This window comes from Halocatena salina (assembly GCF_023115355.1).
GTDB classification, from domain to species: domain Archaea; phylum Halobacteriota; class Halobacteria; order Halobacteriales; family Haloarculaceae; genus Halocatena; species Halocatena salina.
In genome coordinates this window covers 979931-1000260 of sequence record NZ_CP096019.1, presented here as the reverse complement: position 1 = coordinate 1000260, position 20330 = coordinate 979931, and the positions used below count along the sequence as shown (strand labels likewise).

Annotated in this window: 19 protein-coding genes; 7 read left to right on the top strand and 12 right to left on the bottom strand. The window is 59.0% G+C overall.

The features are described 5' to 3' along the window. Nucleotides 1-16: 16 nt before the first annotated feature. The 6 genes from MW046_RS05075 to MW046_RS05050 all read right to left on the bottom strand — a co-directional run bounded on the left by MW046_RS05075 (nt 17) and on the right by MW046_RS05050 (nt 5397). Nucleotides 17-982 (bottom strand): hypothetical protein, encoded by a 966-nt coding sequence (locus MW046_RS05075; RefSeq protein WP_247994477.1) that lies wholly within the window; start codon nt 980-982, stop codon nt 17-19. 347 nt (nt 983-1329) lie between these two features. Then, nucleotides 1330-2154, bottom strand: a complete 825-nt coding sequence (locus MW046_RS05070) for a hypothetical protein (protein WP_247994476.1) — start codon at nt 2152-2154, stop codon at nt 1330-1332. Nucleotides 2155-2332: 178 nt separating this feature from the next. Next, nucleotides 2333-3148, bottom strand: coding sequence for a tRNA pseudouridine(38-40) synthase TruA (gene truA / locus MW046_RS05065; protein ID WP_247994475.1), 816 nt, complete (start codon nt 3146-3148; stop codon nt 2333-2335). Next, a complete protein-coding gene (gene hisS, locus MW046_RS05060) occupies nt 3148-4446 on the bottom strand; it encodes a histidine--tRNA ligase (RefSeq protein WP_247994474.1) in 1299 nt (432 codons plus the stop codon). The genes truA and hisS overlap by 1 nt, the downstream gene beginning before the upstream one ends. A gap of 67 nt (nt 4447-4513) precedes the next feature. After that, nucleotides 4514-4864 carry a DNA-binding protein gene (locus tag MW046_RS05055; protein ID WP_247994473.1) on the bottom strand — a complete coding sequence of 117 codons (351 nt, stop codon included), beginning with the start codon at nt 4862-4864 and terminating at the stop codon, nt 4514-4516. Between the two features lie 83 nt (nt 4865-4947). Continuing rightward, a complete protein-coding gene (locus tag MW046_RS05050; RefSeq protein WP_247994472.1) occupies nt 4948-5397 on the bottom strand; it encodes a 30S ribosomal protein S19e in 450 nt (149 codons plus the stop codon). Nucleotides 5398-5547: 150 nt separating this feature from the next. Here MW046_RS05050 and thiL point away from each other — a divergent pair, with 150 nt between their 5' ends. Then, nucleotides 5548-6408 carry a thiamine-phosphate kinase gene (gene thiL / locus MW046_RS05045; protein WP_247994809.1) on the top strand — a complete coding sequence of 287 codons (861 nt, stop codon included), beginning with the start codon at nt 5548-5550 and terminating at the stop codon, nt 6406-6408. Nucleotides 6409-6433: 25 nt separating this feature from the next. Here the strand turns inward: thiL and MW046_RS05040 are convergent, their stop codons facing one another. The 5 genes from MW046_RS05040 to MW046_RS05020 all read right to left on the bottom strand — a co-directional run bounded on the left by MW046_RS05040 (nt 6434) and on the right by MW046_RS05020 (nt 10325). Next, the gene (locus tag MW046_RS05040; RefSeq protein ID WP_247994471.1) at nt 6434-7159 is read right to left on the bottom strand and encodes a hypothetical protein; all 726 of its coding nucleotides are present in this window, start codon (nt 7157-7159) and stop codon (nt 6434-6436) included. Then, the gene (locus MW046_RS05035) at nt 7137-7415 is read right to left on the bottom strand and encodes a hypothetical protein (RefSeq protein ID WP_247994470.1); all 279 of its coding nucleotides are present in this window, start codon (nt 7413-7415) and stop codon (nt 7137-7139) included. The genes MW046_RS05040 and MW046_RS05035 overlap by 23 nt, the downstream gene beginning before the upstream one ends. 265 nt (nt 7416-7680) lie before the next feature. Continuing rightward, nucleotides 7681-8820: a site-2 protease family protein gene (locus MW046_RS05030; protein ID WP_247994469.1), complete on the bottom strand. Its 1140-nt coding sequence runs from the start codon at nt 8818-8820 to the stop codon at nt 7681-7683. Nucleotides 8821-8948: 128 nt separating this feature from the next. Continuing rightward, nucleotides 8949-9209, bottom strand: coding sequence for a DUF7123 family protein (locus MW046_RS05025; RefSeq protein ID WP_247994468.1), 261 nt, complete (start codon nt 9207-9209; stop codon nt 8949-8951). Between the two features lie 294 nt (nt 9210-9503). Continuing rightward, the gene (locus tag MW046_RS05020) at nt 9504-10325 is read right to left on the bottom strand and encodes a molybdopterin synthase (RefSeq protein ID WP_247994467.1); all 822 of its coding nucleotides are present in this window, start codon (nt 10323-10325) and stop codon (nt 9504-9506) included. A 108-nt stretch (nt 10326-10433) separates the two neighbouring features. Here MW046_RS05020 and pyrH point away from each other — a divergent pair, with 108 nt between their 5' ends. From pyrH to MW046_RS04995, 5 genes are all read left to right on the top strand, one after another. Next, nucleotides 10434-11114: a UMP kinase gene (gene pyrH, locus MW046_RS05015; RefSeq protein ID WP_247994466.1), complete on the top strand. Its 681-nt coding sequence runs from the start codon at nt 10434-10436 to the stop codon at nt 11112-11114. Then, entirely contained in the window at nt 11111-12781 is a 1671-nt protein-coding gene (lysS, locus tag MW046_RS05010; RefSeq protein ID WP_247994465.1) for a lysine--tRNA ligase, read from the top strand. The genes pyrH and lysS overlap by 4 nt, the downstream gene beginning before the upstream one ends. 99 nt (nt 12782-12880) lie before the next feature. Further along, nucleotides 12881-14662, top strand: a complete 1782-nt coding sequence (locus MW046_RS05005; RefSeq protein WP_247994464.1) for a site-2 protease family protein — start codon at nt 12881-12883, stop codon at nt 14660-14662. Nucleotides 14663-14726: 64 nt separating this feature from the next. Continuing rightward, nucleotides 14727-15638 carry a DUF8054 domain-containing protein gene (locus MW046_RS05000; RefSeq protein ID WP_247994463.1) on the top strand — a complete coding sequence of 304 codons (912 nt, stop codon included), beginning with the start codon at nt 14727-14729 and terminating at the stop codon, nt 15636-15638. A 204-nt stretch (nt 15639-15842) separates the two neighbouring features. Next, nucleotides 15843-17582 (top strand): heme-binding protein, encoded by a 1740-nt coding sequence (locus MW046_RS04995; RefSeq protein WP_368411349.1) that lies wholly within the window; start codon nt 15843-15845, stop codon nt 17580-17582. Nucleotides 17583-17616: 34 nt separating this feature from the next. Here the strand turns inward: MW046_RS04995 and MW046_RS04990 are convergent, their stop codons facing one another. After that, the gene (locus MW046_RS04990) at nt 17617-18252 is read right to left on the bottom strand and encodes a ribonuclease H family protein (RefSeq protein WP_247994462.1); all 636 of its coding nucleotides are present in this window, start codon (nt 18250-18252) and stop codon (nt 17617-17619) included. Between the two features lie 181 nt (nt 18253-18433). Here MW046_RS04990 and ggt point away from each other — a divergent pair, with 181 nt between their 5' ends. Beyond that, nucleotides 18434-20302: a gamma-glutamyltransferase gene (gene ggt, locus MW046_RS04985; RefSeq protein ID WP_247994461.1), complete on the top strand. Its 1869-nt coding sequence runs from the start codon at nt 18434-18436 to the stop codon at nt 20300-20302. Nucleotides 20303-20330 lie beyond the last annotated feature (28 nt).

Genomic DNA, 20330 nt, shown 5'->3' with positions numbered 1-20330 from the left:
GCGACTATCGGACGGTTTACTGTCGTCTGTGGGCGACGATCGCAATCAGCGCCACAGCCAAGGCGAGCACCGTCAGCACCACCCCGAATCCCGGTCCCGACACGATGGTTCGCAACCCCTCGGAGTTCTCGTTCGAACCCTGATCGTTGTTCATCTGGCTCTGACCCTGCTCTTGGGTTTGGGTTTGCTCTCCGCCTTTGGAGTCACACGTCCCCGGGGTTATCTTCACTTCATCATACATATTGAGCGCATGGGCCTGTTCGTCGCCGGAGCGGACGATCCAGCGCTCGACTTGGTTCATCGTGCCATCACCATCCCAACCGGGGTAGGGGTAGGAGTTTGCCTCCCTGTTGAACTGCGGATCGATGGTTATCTCGCTGTCCCAGTCGTCTGGGGGTGCTCGGTAGACACCACCGTCGTTACGACCGCCGTTCCATCCCCAGGACGCAGTCGTCATCGATTTGTTGAACGTGAAGGTGTCGTTCGCTCCGGCGTAGCCATCGTCTTTGACGGTCCAACCACCGGTGACCGGCAGGCCGCGCATCACGAGCGTTACGGCTCCGCCGCCCGTGCTCCGGTTTCCTGAAAACTGATCGTGGATAAAGACGAGGCTCAGTCCTCCGTTCCCCTTGTGGAAGAAGAACTGGCTCGTGTCTTCGACCTGTAGGTCGGTCGTTCCTCGGGAGCTGTATCCGCTTCCGTGGGTGCGGTAGTCGTAGAAGGACACCACGTTATTCGTTCCGTCTCCTATCGGTGTGACCGTATAACACGTATCACCCTGTTCGACAGCGAACGTTTCCGAGGCGTTGGTTCCATTGTCGCTTGGGGTACCGTCCTGTGCGTCTGCGATCGGTGCCATGCTGATGCTCACGGCACCGACAGTCACCACCACCATCACGACCACCACGGCTTTCGCGCTCAAGCCGAGCATACGCTCGTACGCCGTTGATGAACTGGTTGTATCGTCGTGCGGCCGATTCATTGTTCAGTAACTGTCCGCGCAGCTACCCACGTAAGTATGAACGTGTTTCCCTCAGTAATGACCGCCTAACCGCTCTATTCGGCAGGTTCGACGTCCGGTTTCGCGCTGGTTTGTAGTAGTGCACGAAATCTGTTCATCCCACTCGTCGGTCTCGTTACGGACGGGTTTCAAGCACCAGTGCCCCTCTTCTCAGTGGAACTGTACACGAGCCTCCGTCGTGACGATCCGGCGACTGCTACCGATGGTTCTCTCTGATCGCGCTCGGTTATTTCCAGCCGTCAAAAAATATCGGGGAAGAAATGATCCGGGTGCTACCCGATCTCAAAACGTCTGAGCGGTGCGTGATCTCAGTCGTCGTTTTTCTTTCGGCAGTCTCGGTCCCGATCTCGGTCTCGGTCTCGGTCATCGTGGTCCCGATCTCGGTCTCGGTCTCGGTCATCGTGGTCCCGATCTCGGTCTCGGTCTCGGTCATCGTGGTCCCGATCTCGATCTCGACCATCGTGGTCGTGATCCCGGTCTCGGTCATCGTGATCCCGGTCTCGGTCATCGTGGTCCCGATCTCGGTCTCGACCATCGTGGTCGTGATGGTGCTTGTGGTCGTCCTTTTTGTCCGGATGGTGGACACGGAACCAACAGATCTCCTTTTTCTTGGGACACTTGATCTTAGCGCGGTAATGCTTCCCATCCTTTTTGGCACGGACCGTTTTTTGTTTTTTACAGCCCTTGAAGCGACCGTGCGACTTGCCGTTCCGGTGATGTTTCTTCCGTTTCTTGTCGTCTTTCTCGTCGTCTTTCTTGTCGTCTTTTTTATCGTGCTTCTCGTGCTTCTTCTTATGTTTCTTTTTACGAGTAGCGTAAGTAACTGAGAACGGGAAGGGGGCACAGATCACTACTTTCCGTTTGTCCCCTTTGATGTAGAATTTGTCCGGGTCGACTTCCTTCCCGATATCGTCGTACGTGTCGGGCCACCACTCCCCGTATTTGCGCGTGTATCCGATGTTGAGGTCTTTCGGCGTTTTCCGTTTGTGGTGTTTCTTACCTTTTCCATCGTCACTAGCTGACGCAACGGTGACTCCCGTCCCGAGAGTACCGATCGTAACACCAGCTGCGCCGAGCATCTTTACCAGGTCTCTTCGTCCAATCCCATCGCGCTTCGATCTGTCTTTCGGCATGACGCAGTAGCTCCTGAGTGGCCGTTTCTGTTTTGTTATAAAGCTCCTGCGTCCGATCGTATTCTATACAGGCGTATTATGAGCCGCATTACGATATCTGATGGCGATGCTGGTTAGTATCACATCCAAATGATAGTATTACTATACGATTTTATTACTGCAAAATGTCGTCACACCATTACTGATTGGTGAATGGTTCATCGATCATTCTATGGATCGTCCCAGCTACTCGTGATCGTGTTTCCTGTTCGATTCGTTTTGTCTCGAACAGTTTCGTGGCGCTTGTCGCTGCCGAAACGTCACGATCGAAGTCCAGCATGGGGTATTCGACGTGGGTCAACACCAGCGGCTCGGGCGGGGCGGCACACACGCCGTCGGGACCGGTGAGCTGCTCGGAAGAGAGCACGCGATCGACGTCATCCCGGTCACCGTGTGCGACTGCTGTGAGGAGTCCGACGATGCGGCGGACGAGCTGACGAGCGAATCCGGGTGCTCGGAGTGTAACACGGAGGTACGGACCAGCCGTTTCGAGGTCTGTCTCGAGCGTCCGCCGAGTACGGTCCGTATCAACGGTCAAGTTGTGGAAATCGTGGGACCCACTGAGCGCGGTCAACGTTTCGCGTGCTCGCTGTCGATCCGCATCCGGTGCGTGGAGGTGATACGTGTACTCGCGGTAGGAGGCGTCGTGGGTCGCGTGAAATCCAGTCGGTGCCTCGGCACTCGCCCACGCTCGAATAGCAGACGGAAGTTCGCTGTTGAGTGCTCGTGGTACGAGCCACGTTGGACAGTCAAAAGAAACCGTTTGGGCGACAGCAGACACTCCTTTGTCTGTCCGACCGGCAGCGGCATAGCCCTCTGGCCGATGGTCTCCGTCGAAGACGCCGAGCGCCATGAGCGCGCCGAACAGTTCGTCTTCGACGGTCGGTACATCGGGCTGGCGCTGAAAGCCGTGGTAGTTGCTGCCGTCGTAGGCCAGTCGGAACGCGCGGTGCATCAAGCGTAGTCGTCGTACGTCGGTCGTCCCTGCTCTGGCGGGAACGAATCGAGCGGTGCCGTCGTCTGCTCGCCGCTCTGCATGTCTTTGATCGTCACTTGATCGGATTCGAGATCCTGCTCGCCGACGATGATCACCGTTTGGGCGTTGATGCTGTCGGCGTACCCCATCTGTGCCCCGAAGCTCCGTCCCGAAACGTCGGTTTCGACAGTGTGGCCGAGTGTACGCAAGGACTGCACGATCTCAGCGGCAACGCTGCGTGTCTCCCCGACCTGCAACACGTAGTAATCGGTTGTGATCGCTTCCTCGGGCCACACCCCCGCTCGTTCGAGCAACAACGAGAGCGTCGAATGTCCCAGTGCAACGCCGACCGCTGGCGTCGGCTGTCCGCCGTACCCTTCGATCAGATCGTCGTATCGACCGCCGCCGAACACCGATCGGGAGACATCCCCCGTCGAGTCGAAACACTCGAATACGGTCCCGGTGTAATAATCCAATCCGCGTGCCGTATCCAGTGAGACCGTGCAGTATTCGCGTGCACCGAAATCCTCGGTGGCTGCCAACACTTCCCGAAGGTTCGTGACGGCGTCGGTCAGTCGCTCGTTGTCGGAAAACGCCGTCAGCTCCGAGAGATCGTTGGCCGACAGCAGCTCATCAAACGTGCTGGCTTGTGATCGTGTCAGACCACATTCAACCAACAGATCGTAATACGCCGCCCGTTCGATCTTTTCGCGCTTGTCGACCGCGCGGATCGCTCCAGCCACGTCGACATCAGCGTCGAACGTTTCGAGCAGTCCGCCCAGGATGTCCCGGTGGCTGACGCGGAATTCGAACTCCGCGCCTGTGAGTCCGAGTTCGGTGAGCGCATCCGCCGTAAACGCGAGTATCTCGGCGTCCGCTGCCGGATCGGACGAACCGAAGCTGTCGACGTTCGTCTGATAAAACTCCCGGAACCGACCCTGTTGTGGCTCTTCGTACCGCCAGAACGGGCGCGTCGAGAACCATTTGATCGGCTTCGTGAGCGCCTGTTGTTTGGCGACGACCATACGTGCCACGGTCGGTGTCAGTTCTGGGGTGAGTGCGAGCTCCCGCCCGCCCTGATCGGCGAACGAATACAGTTCCTCGATGATCTCTTCGCCGCTTTTGTCGACGTACAGCTGTGTGCGTTCGAGTGCTGGCGTTCCCACCTCTCGAAAGCCATACTGACGGGCAACGCGCTCTAAGGTGTCGACGACAGACCGTCGCGCACCCATCTCCTCGGGGTAGAAATCACGGAACCCCTTGATGTGCTCGTACATATCCGATCCTCTCGGAGAATACACTTCAACTGTGCGGTAGCGCGAGCACGACGTGCGATCACCTGCCTCAGCGCCTGCGAATATTAAAGCTCTGAGAATCCGGTGTCAGCTCATCGAGGAGCTGCTTCATCTGATTCTCGTCGATTTTACCTTGCACACGACCACTCTGTGCGAGAGCGATCACTTGGCGCTCGATCTGCTCTCCGTGTTCGGGTTTGGACATCTTCACCGTGTTGAGGCGCTTTCTAGCGCCATCGGTGAGGTTCTGACGAAGCACCGCCTTCTTTTGGGCTTCGGCCTGTTCCTGTTGGGCCTGGAGCGCCTCCTCGTCGACGTCCTGCTGTTGCTGTTGCTCTTTGAGCTGTTCCATCTTCTTCTGTCGGAGTTCCTCGAGCTCGTCCTCGCTCGACATGCCCATCGATTAGAGAGGACGACACAAAACCGTGACGGGCCAAACTGGTGGTGGTCGGTGGGACGAAGCCGGATCGACTGTCAGAACACTCAGGCGTACCGTTCCAGTTCGGGGCGATCGAGATCCTCGAGTACGTCCGATGCGGTCTCATCGAGGAGCGAACGACCTGCGCCGGTGATCCGTCGGCCTTCTCCCTCTGCGATCTCCACGAGACCCTCGGATTCGAGCTGTTGGAGAATGGTACGGATGACGTTACCGCTGGCGTCGGCTTTCATATCGGGACGGACGCGGTACCGCGTCGATCCCTGCTTCGAGCCACCGTACTGCGTCCGCAGTCGCTCGATTCCGACTGGGCCATCGATTGCCACCCGCCGCAGGAGGCTAGCCCCACGACGTTGCCAGAAGTTCTCATCTTCGGGGGGAAGTTCGCGGGAGACGCCCGATTTCGTGTAGGCCGCCCACTCCGGTGCTTCGATGTCGAGTTCCTCACCGACCGCTTCGATGAGCGCGTCGGTCGGCACGTCGTAAAACGTCGTCATTACGGGTTTATCCTCTCGCGCGCTGTTTAAACACATCGATGTGCCGTTCGGCTTACCGTCGGGGGGTCCACGCGAACGTGACGAAGTGGGCGGCAAAGCCACGGTGGGGCCGGGATACTCATTGCAACGTATCGTGTAGTGGTGACGACGATGCACGAACGGGCTGCACTTTCGCTCATCGATTCGTGGCTTCCGGCGGCGGGTGACGACGGGGCGGTCGTGGATGATCTCGTGATTTCGACGGATATGCTCCACGAAAGCACGGACTTTCCGACCGGAACGACGCGGTACACGGCAGGATGGCGGTCGGTCGGCGCATCGCTGTCCGACATCGCCGCCATGGGCGTCGAGGCCACGGCAGCGGTCGCGGTGTACGGGTCACCTTCTTTCGAGGAGAACGCACTGCGGGATTTCATCGACGGTGCGCGAGCAGCGTGTGACCTGTGCGATGCGGCGTACGTCGGTGGGGATCTCGACGAACACGCTGAGTTCACTGTTGCGACGACCGCCATCGGCAGCGGTACCTCCCCGGTTTCCCGATCGGGAGCAACGCCGGGTGAAACACTCTGTGTGACCGGTACGCTGGGACGCAGCGCGGCCGCCCTCGAACTGTTCGAGCACGATCCCGAGTCGGCGAACTCGCTGTTTCGCTTCGAGCCGCGCGTCACTACCGGACAGGCGATCGCATCTCACGCGGGCGCGATGATGGACTCTAGCGACGGGCTTGCTCGGTCGCTCCACCAACTCGCTGACGCCAGCGGCTGTGGATTCGACGTGGACCGCGATTCGCTCCCGATCGACGAGCGCGTGTACAGCACTACGACCGACGCCTCCGAAGCGTTCGAGCACGCCGTTCATTTCGGCGAGGATTTCGAACTCGTCTTCACGACTGACGACGTGGGGACGGTTCAGACGGTTGCATCCGTGCCGGTGACGCCGATCGGCACCGTCACCGAACGCGGTGTGACGATCGACGGTGAACCGCTCCCAGACCGCGGGTACAGCCACTAATCCGGTTCGATCGGATTTCGAATGATTATAAGCGATCGACGAGCGCCTGCCAAGTTTCGGGACCGACGAGATCATCGACGGCGATGTCGTATCCGTGGCCGTGTTTGAGGTTGTGCTGGACGGCGAACGTCGCCCACCAGGGAGCCTGATCGGATCCTAAGACGTTGACGATCAGTACACTCCACGTGTTCGGTCCCACCGTGAGTCTCGATTCCGGCGGTGACGCTTCGGCCCCCTTTCCTCGGCCTGCTATCAGTCCCAACCACTCATCACGAGTGGTACCGTAGTCCTGTCCTCGGTGGAACGTCTTGATCTTCGGACTGACCGGGAACGCACCGAACATCCCGTCTTGGATTAGAAACTGTGAGAGGTTCGGTCCGTAATCGATCGTCTCGAGATCTGCCTCGACGATGGCGGTGAGGTCCGCTGCGATGTCTTCGTTCGTGATATCGCCGTCGTAGGTATCGAAAGGGCGATCACGCAGAGCCGACATCCAGTAAAGATCGATCATTTCACCTGCCATGTGGTCGCTGTCGGGTGCTGGTGCTGGGGGTATCGTTCCGGACCACGAATCCATCCCTTCTGTCGGAAACGAGTGAACTGACTGGGGGCTGATGAACCGTCGCTCGTCCCCCTGTGGAATGCCACCGTACCCATCACGGTTTTGAACGAGCGGACGCATGACAGTCTCGTGGGCATCGACGGAGACGAATTCCTCTAGATAGGGGTCACCGTCCCCGTCTTTTTCCATGGCCATCTCTTTCATAAAGAGAGCCGGATACATCTCGGTTCCATAACCGCTTTGTGTGTTCGAAGTACGAACTGGTGTACGCCGCTTCGATCTCGGTAAGATCGGTTAACAACCGTTGGGTCGTCTGCTCACGCTTGGCGATCGCATCCGTCAGGCGATCGTGACGGTCGTACACGTCGTCGTATCCACCATCATAGGCGGTTACCCGATCGGCGAGTCGCTCCAATCCACCAGTAGCGATACCAGCGAAAACCATCCCCTGAAGCAACGTTCGTCGGTCAATCGTCGGTCATTCCCGTTCTGAACTTGCCCTCCCAGAGGTGGCGCCCCCCGGCCCTGTCCCATCGTTCTTTCTACTCATACACCGTATATTCCCTCGGTGACTACCATAGCTGTAGCAATAATCATTTTATTGATTATGTGTTGATATATTACATATGCATAAATACACTAACCTATTAATAATACATATGGAATTATATCTTACAGCACTCGTTCGCTGTTCTCTAGCGTCGAATCGTTTACACCAATTGGAACGGAACAGGTGTGAAACAGAGCAGTCCGAGCACGAACGTGACCACGCCGATCGCCATTCGTCGTGTGTCGAGCGGTTCGTCGTGGATCGGATGGGCCGGGCCAGCGTACGCAAAGCCGATCGTGATGAGTCCCCAGAAAAACCAGAGGAAGACGGATTCGAGCTCGAACTCACGCACGAATAGTAGATAGGATCCCAACACGAACAGCACGGCCGGGACGAATGCCGCCACGGTCTCCTGTCGTTTGCCGAGCATCGCACGCAGGAGATGTCCCCCATCGAGTTGACCGACCGGAAGCAGGTTGAGAAACGTGACGAACATACCGACCCAGCCGCCGACGACGACTGGATTAACCCGCGTTCCGCTTTCGGCGAACGAAAGCTGTGTGCCGGTGGCCGCCGCGATGAGTTGAATGAGTGGGGGATAGTTCAGGCTCTCGATCTGGTAGATCGGTCCGTCGACGGTGACTGGATCGAGTTGTAACCCCACCGTTGTTACGACGATGGCGGCGACGAGTCCGGCCAGTGGCCCGGCAACGCCGATGTCGAACAGCGCCTTTCGGCTCGGGATCCGTCCTTTCATCTTTATGACTGCGCCCATCGTTCCGAAGATGGTCGGAACGGGGATGAAATACGGCAGGCTCGCGTTCACGCGGTGATACCGGCTCATCACGTAGTGACCGAGTTCGTGGATCCCGAGGACGCCGAGGACGGCGACCGCAAACGGCCACGTTCGGAGGAGAGCTACTGGATCATCGTCGAATCCGTACCACTGAAGCCCTGCGTACAGCGTGGTTGCAATCGTGAGCAGCGCAAACAGGAGGTTGTTCCATGGAACACCGTCGATACCGACCGATCGCTGTTCGGCGACGAGTGCCCGTCGTTCCGTGCTGATCTCGACGCCGGTGATGGGGTCCGTTTCGTCGTCGCTGACAGTCGTCAGCCGTACTTCATAGCCGTGCTTTCGGAACAGTGGCCAGACGTGCTGTTCGAGCACTGGAGCGGAGACGGTCGGCTCTCCGAAATACAACAGCCGATCGTCCTCTTTCCGAATCTCGGCGACATCGAAAACCGACGAGAACGCTTCGACAGGAGGTCCACCAACTGGTTCGTCGGTGTCGGCCATTACCGACATCATGGTCTCAGCAAAAATAAACCCCGTGAGTGATACCGCCCTGTTCCAAAACGCACGGCTCACACGGGAAAACCGATCGGAGGGCAGTGGACTAGCCAGAGGGGAAAATCGACAGGGACCTAACCGTCTGTGGTGACTCTCCACGTCGTTGCGCTCGTGTACGACCACTTCTCAATCGAGAGTTTCGTGTCCGAGTCACATAGCTTACACATCAACGCGCCGATTTCCTTAGGCGACAGACCGACGTCGTCCGCGATGAATTTGCTCTTAAAATACACTTCACCGTTACCCTCCACGGTCTGCTGGTGGAGATATGCGAGAAGTCGTTCTTCTTTGTTTGCTGGGGAGGATTCAGCGTTGCGTTGAGGGATCGCGCTCATCTTTTTTCACATTACTCCTGTTAGTGGACACCAGCATATAAGGGAAGGAACCCTAGGGTTAATTCACGCTCTGTGGGCTCAAAGCCGTCTGAAAGCTCATAAAACGTACCATTCATAACCAGCTTAGATGGCTCTAGACGTTTTAAAACCGCATCTGAGGCCGTTATTTCGAATTCGGAGCGTCCGTTCTGGATTCTCACTTTCCTTAGTCAGCATCCGATCTCCTTGCTTGGGAATAGGCAAATATCTCTTGTTCTCTGGTGGATGATCGATCGGGGGGTGCGCCCGCGCGGCTCACCGTGTCCGTTCGTGAACCCAGAACTCCTCGTCGGTCGTCACCTCCTTTTTGAAGAACGGGACCTCGTCTTTGAGACGGTTGATGCCGTCTTCGACGGTTCGAAACGCCTCTTCTCGGTGTCCGGCGAGCACGACCACGAAAACGATGTCTTCCCCTCGTTCGATGATGCCGGTTCGGTGATGAAGGCACACTTCATAGACGCCGTCGCGCTCTTCGAGTTCGGATCTGATGGTTCGTAGCCGATCAGCTGCGACGTCCTCGTAGGCTTCGAACTCCAGCCGTTCGGTCGGATCGTCATCGGGATCATCTTTCACGCGCACGCGACCGGTGAAGGTGGCGATCGCTCCTGCTCTATCGGCACGAGGCGATCCTTTTACGCGTTCAACGAGGGAGTCAAGAGTTTCGTGGGGATCAGTATCATCGATGGCGTCGAGCAGCGGCTCGAGCGCACAGTCGTTCGAATCCTTGACTGCCGCGATCGATTCACCGGCGTGTTCGGCGCCGTCGATGGTGATCGTGGGCAACACCGCATCGGAGATGCCTTCGAGCAGGCAGTAGTCGTAGTTCGGCGCGAGTTCGTCGAGTATTTCGGACACCGATCGGTCGTCGCTGTCGTTGTACGCGGTCCATCCATCGGAACTGCTTCCGACGGCGACTCCGGCTCCCACAGCAGTGTATCCGATCGCATCCTCGAATCCCGGTGCCGGGGCGACCGGAAGCGAGGAAACGGTTGCGACCGATCCGTCGGTCGCGAGCTCGCTGACCAACCGCTCGATGAGGTCCGATGCGTGGGGACCGACGACAGTGACGGTGTGCATACCACTTGTATCCGACGGCACGGTTTAGTTATTTTGCGACGCTAAAGGGGGATATCCTCGATATCGCGTTAATAACGCTTAAACGGGTAACAGGGTTACGGCGTGACAATGAGGGTAATCATTTCTGTCGGTGGGAGCGTTCTTGCGCCGGATCTTGACGATGAGCGCGTGAGGGCGTACGCCGACTGCGTCGAAACACTTCGTTCAGCTGGCCACGAGATCGGTCTCGTCGTCGGTGGGGGGAAGATTGCCCGTGAGTACATCGAGACTGGCCGTGATCTGGGAGCGAACGAAATGGCGCTCGATCAGCTCGGAATCAGGGTGACGCGACTCAATGCCCGATTACTCATTGCTGCTCTCGGTGAGGCGGCCGTTCCGACACCACCAGAGTGTTACGAGACCGCTGCTGCTGCGCTCCGGCGGTCGGAGATTCCTGTAATGGGGGGGATGGTGCCCGGACAGACAACGGACGCGGTGGGGGCTGCGCTCGCAGAAACCGTCGATGCGGATCTGCTCGTTTATGCCACGAGTGTTTCGGGTGTGTACAGCGAGGATCCCGAGGACAATCCGGATGCGACACACTACGAAGAGCTTGCAACGACCGATCTGGTCGATATCATCGGGGACATCGAGATGAGCGCGGGGAGCAACGCACCCGTCGATCTCCTCGCGGCAAAGCTCATCCAGCGCTCTGGGACCCGAACGATCGTGTTGGATGGTACTGATCCTGACGACGTGTACCGTGCGATCGGAGCCAGCGAACACGATGGAACGGAGATCGTTCCATGACGGGGAACGATGCTTCCGGGCAGTCAGATTCGGTCGAAGACACCGAGACTGACCACCGCGCGTTTTGGGCCGACGCGGTTGCCGACGAGATCGAAGCTCGCGACCCCGAAGAGCCGATCACGATCAAAGGCGGCGTCTCTCCCTCCGGTGTTCCCCATATCGGTCATTTGAACGAGATCCTGCGTGGGTATTTCGTGGCCCAAGCGCTCCGCGATCGCGGCTACGTGGTTGAGCAGGTGTTCACGAGCGACGACAAGGATCGATTGCGAAAGATGCCCCGGACGCTCGCCTCGCTGGATGGGGAGATCGTCGGTCTCGACGACGTGGACGCCGGTGCACTCGGACAGAATCTCGGCAAGCCGTTGACCGATATCCCGGATCCGTTCGGTTGCTGTTCGTCGTTCGGTGCCCACCAGACCGAGCTGTTACGCAGGAGTGCGGAGACGATGGGTGTGCCGATCGACGTCGTTTCGAACACCGAACTGTACGCCGACGGCGCGTTCGAAGACGTCACCCGGACGGTGCTCGAACGCCGCGACCGCGCGCGTGAAATCCTTTCGCAGTACCAGGAGAAGGTCGACGACACGTACGTCCCGTTCGTCCCCCAGTGTGAATCGTGTGGACATCTGACCGAAACCGTGACGGCGATCGATCTACAGGCCGGGACGGTCGAGTACGTCTGTGAAGCCGTCGAGGCGGGCGATCGGGTCATCGAGGGGTGTGGTCACGAGGGAACGGCAACCCTCCGTGAGGGCAAGCTTCCGTGGCGGTTCGAGTGGCCGGCTCAGTGGACGATACTCAACGTCGACTTCGAGCCGTTCGGGAAGGACCACGCCAGTGGTTCGTGGCCCAGCGGGACGGAGATCTGTCAGGAACTGCTTGAGACCGAGCCCCCGGTGCCGATGGTGTACGAATGGTTCACGTACAACGGGACGGCGCTATCCTCTTCTTCGGGACACGTCATTACCGTCGATGAAGTGCTTTCGATGCTCGAACCCGAGGTGTTTCGGTATTTCTTCACGAAAGATCCCAAGCGCGCGCGTGATTTCGACGTACAACAGCTCGATCAGCTCGTCGATGAGTTCGATCGTTTCGAATCGACCTACTTCGATCGAGTCGACGCGACCGACCGCGAGCACGCGATCGCGGAACGTGCGTATCCGATGGTCGTGGATTCGGTCCGTGAAGACCGGGTTCGTATTCCCTACACGTTCGCCGCCGTGCTCGGGATGACCGACGACAGGGCACTTCGTGCGTCGATGGCCCGTCGCAGCGGTCACCTTCCTGCCGGTGGTCCGGAATGGGTCGTCGATGACGCACTCGCACGCGTCGAGAAGGCACGCACGTGGGCAGTGCGAACGGACAACGAGTACAACTACCGACTCGCCGAGTCCCTGCCCGACATCTCGGTTTCGGCGAACGAAGCTGCGGCGCTCGATTCACTCGCCGATTTCATCGATCACGAGGATCCCGACGGGGAGACGCTCCAACAGCACATCTACGACATCGCCCGAGAGCACGATATCGAAGTGGGGGACTTCTTCGAACTGGGGTATCGGCTGTTTCTCGGTCAGCCACAAGGTCCCCGACTCGGTCCGTTCCTGTCTGCGGTAAGCAAAGAGTTCGTGGTTCATCGACTCCGTCGGGAACGGACGCCAACGGAATAACGTGTGTGAAGTATCTGATCAGGGATAACCAACGATACTGAAACATCACGACGTGAAAGAAGATAAGGCTCATACGAGTACCACTGTTTGAGACGAACGATGGTTGATACGCTCTGGTTGGCTCTTGGTGGGCTGATGCTCTATTGGCTCCTCGTAACAGTTGCTCAACAGCGGGGATGGCTTCCCGAGCAGGTACGGGCTCAAGGGCCGATCACGACGATTCACACCCAGTACGGAAAGGTGCTTCTCGATCGGCTGTCTCGTCCCAAACGGTTCTGGCGTGCGTGGGGTAACTTCGGCGTCGGCATGTCGCTCGTCGTGATCGTCGGCGTGTTCGTGAGCGTGATCTACTCCGGAATCGTGGCGGTGTCGAATCCCCAGCCGACTGCCATCAACGAACCCCAGAACGTGTTGGTGATCCCGGGGGTCAACGACTTCCTACCGCTGGCTGTCGCCCCGGAGATCATCTTCGGGCTGCTCGTCGGATTGGTCGTCCACGAGGGTGGCCACGGTTTGTTCTGTCGCGTCGGGGATATCGATATCCAATCGATGGGGCTCGCACTGTTGGCGATCATCCCGATCGGAGCCTTCGTCGAACCCGAAGAGAAGAGCCGACTCGAAGCCGACCGGGGGACACAGACACGGATGTTCGCTGCGGGCGTGACGAACAACATTGCCCTTTCGATTCTCGGATTCGTGTTGTTGTTCGGTCCTGTCGTCGGTTCGATCGCCGTTGCACCGGGGGCTCCCGTTGGCGACATCGTCGATGGATCCCCGGCCGCGAACGCAGGTATCGATCGAGGGGACCGCATCACGGCGATCAACAATCAATCGGTCGCAAACGAGTCGGATCTCGATCAAACGCTCACCGAAATCGAAGCTCAACAGGTGTCGGTGACCGTCGAGGATAGCAATGGGTCGGAAACGACGACACAGGTCGAGCGCGAGCTGTTTCTGACACACACGGCACCGGGCGTCGTGGATGCGAACATGACGACGGGTGAGAATGGTACGCCGCCGCACATCCAAACGGTCAACGGGAGTCAGGTCTCCACCCGGGCGGAGTTCTACGAGACGATCGAAACCAATCCGGTGACGACAGTGACGACGGATAACGGGAGCTTCGAGTTGATCGCTGGGGCTTCCGTCGGACGGATCAACGACGACAGTCCGCTCGCTGACGACGTGCCCGACGGTGCGAGTGTCGTCATCACGGAGGTCGATGGAGAACGGATCGTGACCCCCACCGATCTCCAACGGAGTCTCTCGGATACCTCCCCCGGCGAGTCAGTCACGGTGACCGCCTACGTCAACGACACGGAACGCCAGTACAACACGACGCTCACTGATGGACCCGAGGATCACGGCTACCTCGGAGTGAGTCTCCATCGCGGAACTGGTGGGATCGTCGTGGACGATTTCGGCGTGTTCGGCTACCCCGCAGAGCAGTTCCTTGGGATGCTCGGCGGTGGCACCGGCTTCAGCATTCGTGGGTTCCTCAGCCAATCGATTAGCGTGTTGTTCCTCCCGCTGGCGGGAGCCGTCGGACTCACCTCCTACAATTTCGCGGGCTTCGTCGACCCGATCACGAACTTCTACACTATCAGCGGTCCGTTCGGCTTCCTCGGTGAGGGGGTGTTCCTGTTGGCCAACCTGCTGTTTTGGACCGGCTGGATCAACATCAACCTCGGATTTTTCAACTGTGTCCCAGCCTATCCATTGGACGGCGGGCACATTCTCCGAACCAGCACCGAAGCCATCGTCTCGCGGCTGCCCATCAAAAACGGTCGAATTATCACGCGTACTATCACTACCTTCGTCGGACTCAGCATGGGTGCTGGGTTGATCCTGATGGTGTTCGGTCCACAGCTGTTCAACTGACCGTTCACCGATTTGACAACAAAACCGAAAGATAGATGCTTCGCCAGGTGGCTGTCCATATATAATGGGAAAGGAAATAGTAGATAAACTCCGGCAGCCGGAATACACCGGTGAGGATCGGTGTTTGCCATGTACGGTCGTGAACCTCGTGATCGCAGCGGTTGGGAGCCTCGTCGTTTCGCGCAAATCGCGCCTCTGGGGTGGGCTTGCGTTCGCTGGATCGCTCGCGTGTATCTATCTGCGTGGGTACCTAGTCCCGGGGACCCCCGCGCTCACCAAACGGTATCTGCCAGCGGAGGTGCTCCAGTGGTTCGGCAAGGACCCCGACGACGTTCCGGTCCGGAGTGGACTCGGAGGCGACGAACGACTGGAGGAGGCTTCCAACGCATCCTCTCGAGAATCCGAAGAACGTTCGGAATCGACGGCCGACGAATCACCGGCCGCTACCACGGATCTCGATCCCGACGAGTATTTCCTCGAAATCGGTGTCCTCACGCCGTGTGAGGAGCAAGACGACCTCTGCCTGGCGGAGGAGTTCTCGGCGAGATGGACCGAAGAAATCGAACGAGTAGAGGACACGGATGCGAGTGCCGACCGCGTTGCCACGTCGTTCGGAATCGACGAGCGAGACGAGGAGTACACCATCGAGTCCCACGACGACGCTCGGATACTCCGACAGGGCCAGCGAATGATCGGACAATGGCCATCGAACGCCGCGTTGATCGCCGACGTCAGTGCGACAGCGGTCCTCGCCGAGTTCGATCCGCACTGGGAAGAGCGCTCGCCCAACCAGAAGGGCCAGCTCCTCAATGGGCTTCGGCTGTTTCTGGAGGACTGTCCCGGCGACGGCGGTGCTATCGAATACAACGAAGAGGTCGTCGAATCGTGTTGTCAATCCCACAGCGTCCTCGCCGTGACTTGTGCAGACAGCGGCGAACGACTCGTCGAGTTTCCGTTGGACGAAATCGAGGCGTAAACGAACAAGCAACCCATCCGCGGTTCGTTGTCAGTGCCATGCTACAGCCCCTCACTGAGCATTGCGGCGCTGTCAGAGAACACACGGTTCAACGTACGAACGCTGGAGATACGCACTGAAATCCGTTCTTGGGTGACGTATGAGAACCGATCGGCACGGGACCAACTCCAAAGGTCCTTGTCCGCCGGATACGAACCGATTCGTATGCCCGAAGCACCACAGACCGATGAGGGGTGGTACGCGCTACACGACTTTCGCACCGTCGATTGGGACGCGTGGCGTGAAGCCCCCGAACACGAGCGTGAACGGGCCATCGAGTCCGGCGTCGACTATTTACAGGCACACGAGTCGCTCGCCGACACCGATGGCGAGACTGGTGGCTCTGCGGTGTTCACCGTGTTAGGACACAAAGCCGATCTGTTGATTCTCCATCTTCGACCCACTACGACTCAACTCGACACCGCCGAACGCCGGTTCGAGCGAACACCGTTCGCTCGATTCACCGAGCAGACGTCCTCGTACGTCTCGGTGACGGAGGTCTCGGGCTACATGTCTCAGGAGTATTTCGAGGGTGAGACCGTCGAAGACAGTGGGATGGCCCGCTACATCCGCTCGCGGATCGAGCCGGAAATCCCCGACGCCGAACACGTCTGTTTCTATCCGATGGACAAACGCCGCGGGGAACAGGACAACTGGTACGATCTTCCCTTCGAGGAGCGCGCGGATCTCATGTCGAACCACGGCGAGATCGGGCGGGAGTACGCGGGCAAGGTGACACAGATCATCACCGGTAGCATCGGCTTCGACGATTACGAGTGGGGTGTGACGCTGTTCGCCGACGATCCGACCGAGATCAAACATCTCCTCTATGAGATGCGCTTCGATCCGTCTTCCTCGCGGTACGCGGAGTTCGGCTCGTTCTATTTCGGACGGCGCTTCGATCCGTCGGATCTCGACGCCGTGTTGGCCGGTGCCCCCGTCGACTGGGATGCCCGTGACGACGACTCGACCACCACCGATCTGTCGACGCGCCTCGACCGTCTCGGAGTGTCGCTCGACGCACCCGAAGATACAGACTCCCACGTCGTTCTCGTGTCGTCTGACAGCTCCGCCGAGGAACTCACCGATGCCGTCGACGATCTCAGGGGCAACTTCGAGCATTACGACAGTCACATCGAGACGTTCGTTCACGAGGGCGATGAACCGACGGTTATCAGTACGTGGACAACCGCCCGCGCGGCCGACACCGCTGCCGGCTTCCTTGAGGATCTTCCCGGAGTGACCGAGACGCTCACCGGATCAACTGGTACCACTCCTGCTGACGACGAGAGCGGTTCCCACCACGAGACATCTGAATCGTCGGATCTGCGGTCTGAGCTTGCGTCTCTCGACATCTACGCCGGACAGCCTCACGGCGAGGACGTTCATGCGATCGTGCTCTACTCGACGGCGCCCACCGACGAACTCGAACGCGAGGTCGCGGATCTCAGCGATGGGTTCGATCGGTATGACACACACGTCGAAACGAGCGTGTATCGCGCACGCGATCACGAACGGTCTGCCGTGGTGAGTCTCTGGGACACCGAAAGCGGTGCTGAAACCGCGGGTGGATACCTCGCTGATCTCCCGGGAATCATCGCCCGATCCGACGAGGAGACGGACGGCTTCGGAACGATGGGGATGTTTTACACCGTGAAACCCGAGCACCGCGAGGAGTTTCTTGACACGTTCGGATCGGTTGGTGACGTACTCGCAGGGATGGACGGTCACAGAGAAACCGATCTCATGATCAATACGGCAGACGAAAACGACATGTTCATCGCCAGTCAGTGGCGCTCCAAAGCCGATGCGATGACGTTTTTCCGATCGGATGAGTTTCGGGAGACGGTCGAGTGGGGCCGGGACATCCTCACTGATCGGCCGCGACACGTCTTTTTGGCGTGAGGAATGTCACATTCCGAGATCGAAAACAGTGCTGTCAGTCGCTGGCGTGACGCGGTCGGTTAGCCCGTGACGGTGGGGGGAACTGTCCCGTCGAATCGGTTTCGATAGGGTGTGAAGGGAGCATACACCGGTCCGGCTCCTGATTGACGTGGGCGTACTGCTCGGGGGTGTTCGCAAGCGGATGGGCCGGATTCTCGCTGCTGTCGATCCGAGCAGCACGAAGTTCCTGAAAACCCGCGATCCGAGCGCGGATCCCCCGCCAGTGGTGGCGAGATTGACCAGGAACCCGGAACGGGTGTGGGGGACCAATGGCTGGCTGTTTGGCAGCGATCGTCGCTCGGTTCACGTTCGCGGCCAAATTATCGTGGTCAATGAGCACTCCCACCCGTGTGTCTCGGGGCGCTCGGGCGCTGAGGATGTCCAACCCGAGATGTAACGCACGGTACTCTGCGACGTTGTTGTTCGGAACGTCATCAGGGAGCGACCGGCGTACGACACGCTCGCCGTCACGGGTTTCTATGATGACACCAAGCCCGCCACCGGCGTCGCTGAACGAACCATCGCTAGCGATGTAAAAATCACGGTGATGCGTTCGCGGCGGATGAGCGATATGAGGAGTCGGCGATTCATCGAATAGGTCTCGCAACGTCGGCCGGCCGTATGCGGCCATATCTATCACTACTCCTCGCCCACCTTAAATCTGCTGCCGATAGACACAATTATTAGTTCCTGTGTCGTCCAACAACAAACGACACATCTCGAACATCGGATCAGTGTCACAGCGAGAGACAACCGGCAGGATGTCTGGTTTTTCGATATGTTTACAGGGAAACGTGAGCGTAGGGTAGGCCATGACGCACGACGACGGTGAGGACGTTGCGGACTCCCCGAGCGATCGGTCGGCCGAAGACACAAACGGTAACGACGCCTCGGTGACGACGTATCGGCGGACGTTTTTGAAAGGGTCGGCTGCTACGCTCGGTGCGAGCGCGATACCGGTTTCGGCCGCTCGTGCGTCCGAAACGGGCGCGAATCGATCGAAGCGGCAGGTTCGGACGGACACGGGATCGGAGGGAATGGTCTCGACCGTCCATCCCCAAGCGACCAAGGCGGGGGCAGACGTGCTTCGGAACGGAGGCAATGCGATCGACGCTGCAGTCGCGGCGCAGTTCGCGCTGAACGTGGTACAACCCCACGGCTCAGGGATCGGTGGTGGGGGCTTCATGCTCGTCTACATGGCCGAGGAAGACGAACTCTACTCGATCGATAACCGCGAGCGGGCACCGCTCGGCGCGACCTCCGAGATGTTTCTGGACGATGCGGGCGAACCGATCCCCTTCGAAAAGCGGATCACGCTCGGAGAGGCGGTCGGCGTTCCCGGCACGCTCAGGGCGTGTGACGTGGCCACCAAGCGGTTCGGAACGCGGGAACTCTCGGAGTTGATCGCGCCAGCGATCGAGCTCGCTAGCGGTGAGTGTCCCGTTACGGTGAACGAGCATCTCGCAAGCGTGATCGAAGAGGAACGGAGGAAGTTCAACGACGCTGCCCGGTCAGTGTTCGTACCCGACGGCGAGCCGCTTCAACCGGGGGATGAACTGGTACAGCCGTCGTTGGCCGACACGTTCCGACAGATCAGGGATGAGGGAATCGGTCCGTTCTACAACGGCGAGATCGCAACGGCGACCGCCGACGTCGTTCAGGAGCACGGTGGCAGCATGACGATCGACGACCTCGCCAGATACAACGTCACCGTCGACCATCCGGACGTCGGAGAGTACGGCGATCTGACCGTTCGGACGCAGTCACTTCCGAGTTCAGGCGGGCTGACGATCGCACAACTCCTCGGACTGTTGGAGGAGTTCGATCTCCGTCAGTACGATCGTCGTTCGGCCGAAACGTATCACACGTTGATCGAAGCCTTCCACTTGGCGTACGCGGATCGCGGCGAGTACATGGGCGATAAAGCGCTCGTTGATGCGCCGTGGCAAGGGCTGCTCGATGAGGAGTACATCGACCAGCGGCGCAGCCTGATCGATCCCGACAGTGCCGGGCTCGCAAACGCCGACCCCGGTGATCCGTGGGCGTATCAACCCGGCGATCCCTACCGGGTTTCGACACGCAAGCATGATGGGAGCGAGAGCTCGAAGCGACTCAAAAGCCCGCTACGCAGCGATCTCGGACAAACCACCCATTTCACCACTGCTGACAGCGAGGGCAACCTCGTCTCGTGGACGAGCACCATCGAACAGTTCTTCGGAACGGGAATCATGGTGCCAGAACACGGGTTCATGCTGAACAACGAGCTGACGGACTTCGACGCCAAGCCGGGTGGACCCAACCAGGTCGAACCGACCAAACGACCGCTCAGCAGCACGAGCCCGACCATCCTCTTCAAAGACGGCAAACCGTTCATGACGATCGGCTCGCCCGGCGGCAAAACTATCATCACGACGATTTTACAGGTCATCCTCAACGTCGCCGAGTTCGGGATGAGTCTCCCGGATGCCGTCGTGGAGCCACGCATTTACGCTGACGTGGATCCGGCAGTGGTTTGGGAAGAGGGCGTCCCTGCCGCGAGTCGCCGCCAGCTCGGTCGGCTCGGCCACGATGTCGAGGAGACATCGACGTCGTTGGGCAACGTGCAGGCGATCGCCGTCAGGGATGATGAGTATTTCGGGGTGGCTGACGGTCGACGCGATGGTTCGGTGATCGGCTTGTAGCCGGGCTGACGTTTGCCGGGATCGGAAC

Excerpts from the sequence above, each read along its gene's own strand:
- MW046_RS05075 (WP_247994477.1), bottom strand. The coding sequence starts at position 982 with ATGAATCGGCCGCACGACGATACAACCAGTTCATCAACGGCGTACGAG.
- MW046_RS05070 (WP_247994476.1), bottom strand. The coding sequence starts at position 2,154 with ATGCCGAAAGACAGATCGAAGCGCGATGGGATTGGACGAAGAGACCTG.
- truA (WP_247994475.1), bottom strand. The coding sequence starts at position 3,148 with ATGCACCGCGCGTTCCGACTGGCCTACGACGGCAGCAACTACCACGGC.
- hisS (WP_247994474.1), bottom strand. The coding sequence starts at position 4,446 with ATGTACGAGCACATCAAGGGGTTCCGTGATTTCTACCCCGAGGAGATG.
- MW046_RS05055 (WP_247994473.1), bottom strand. The coding sequence starts at position 4,864 with ATGGGCATGTCGAGCGAGGACGAGCTCGAGGAACTCCGACAGAAGAAG.
- MW046_RS05050 (WP_247994472.1), bottom strand. The coding sequence starts at position 5,397 with ATGACGACGTTTTACGACGTGCCGACCGACGCGCTCATCGAAGCGGTC.
- thiL (WP_247994809.1), top strand. The coding sequence starts at position 5,548 with ATGCACGAACGGGCTGCACTTTCGCTCATCGATTCGTGGCTTCCGGCG.
- MW046_RS05040 (WP_247994471.1), bottom strand. The coding sequence starts at position 7,159 with ATGGAAAAAGACGGGGACGGTGACCCCTATCTAGAGGAATTCGTCTCC.
- MW046_RS05035 (WP_247994470.1), bottom strand. The coding sequence starts at position 7,415 with ATGGTTTTCGCTGGTATCGCTACTGGTGGATTGGAGCGACTCGCCGAT.
- MW046_RS05030 (WP_247994469.1), bottom strand. The coding sequence starts at position 8,820 with ATGGCCGACACCGACGAACCAGTTGGTGGACCTCCTGTCGAAGCGTTC.
- MW046_RS05025 (WP_247994468.1), bottom strand. The coding sequence starts at position 9,209 with ATGAGCGCGATCCCTCAACGCAACGCTGAATCCTCCCCAGCAAACAAA.
- MW046_RS05020 (WP_247994467.1), bottom strand. The coding sequence starts at position 10,325 with ATGCACACCGTCACTGTCGTCGGTCCCCACGCATCGGACCTCATCGAG.
- pyrH (WP_247994466.1), top strand. The coding sequence starts at position 10,434 with ATGAGGGTAATCATTTCTGTCGGTGGGAGCGTTCTTGCGCCGGATCTT.
- lysS (WP_247994465.1), top strand. The coding sequence starts at position 11,111 with ATGACGGGGAACGATGCTTCCGGGCAGTCAGATTCGGTCGAAGACACC.
- MW046_RS05005 (WP_247994464.1), top strand. The coding sequence starts at position 12,881 with ATGGTTGATACGCTCTGGTTGGCTCTTGGTGGGCTGATGCTCTATTGG.
- MW046_RS05000 (WP_247994463.1), top strand. The coding sequence starts at position 14,727 with ATGGGAAAGGAAATAGTAGATAAACTCCGGCAGCCGGAATACACCGGT.
- MW046_RS04995 (WP_368411349.1), top strand. The coding sequence starts at position 15,843 with ATGCCCGAAGCACCACAGACCGATGAGGGGTGGTACGCGCTACACGAC.
- MW046_RS04990 (WP_247994462.1), bottom strand. The coding sequence starts at position 18,252 with ATGGCCGCATACGGCCGGCCGACGTTGCGAGACCTATTCGATGAATCG.
- ggt (WP_247994461.1), top strand. The coding sequence starts at position 18,434 with ATGACGCACGACGACGGTGAGGACGTTGCGGACTCCCCGAGCGATCGG.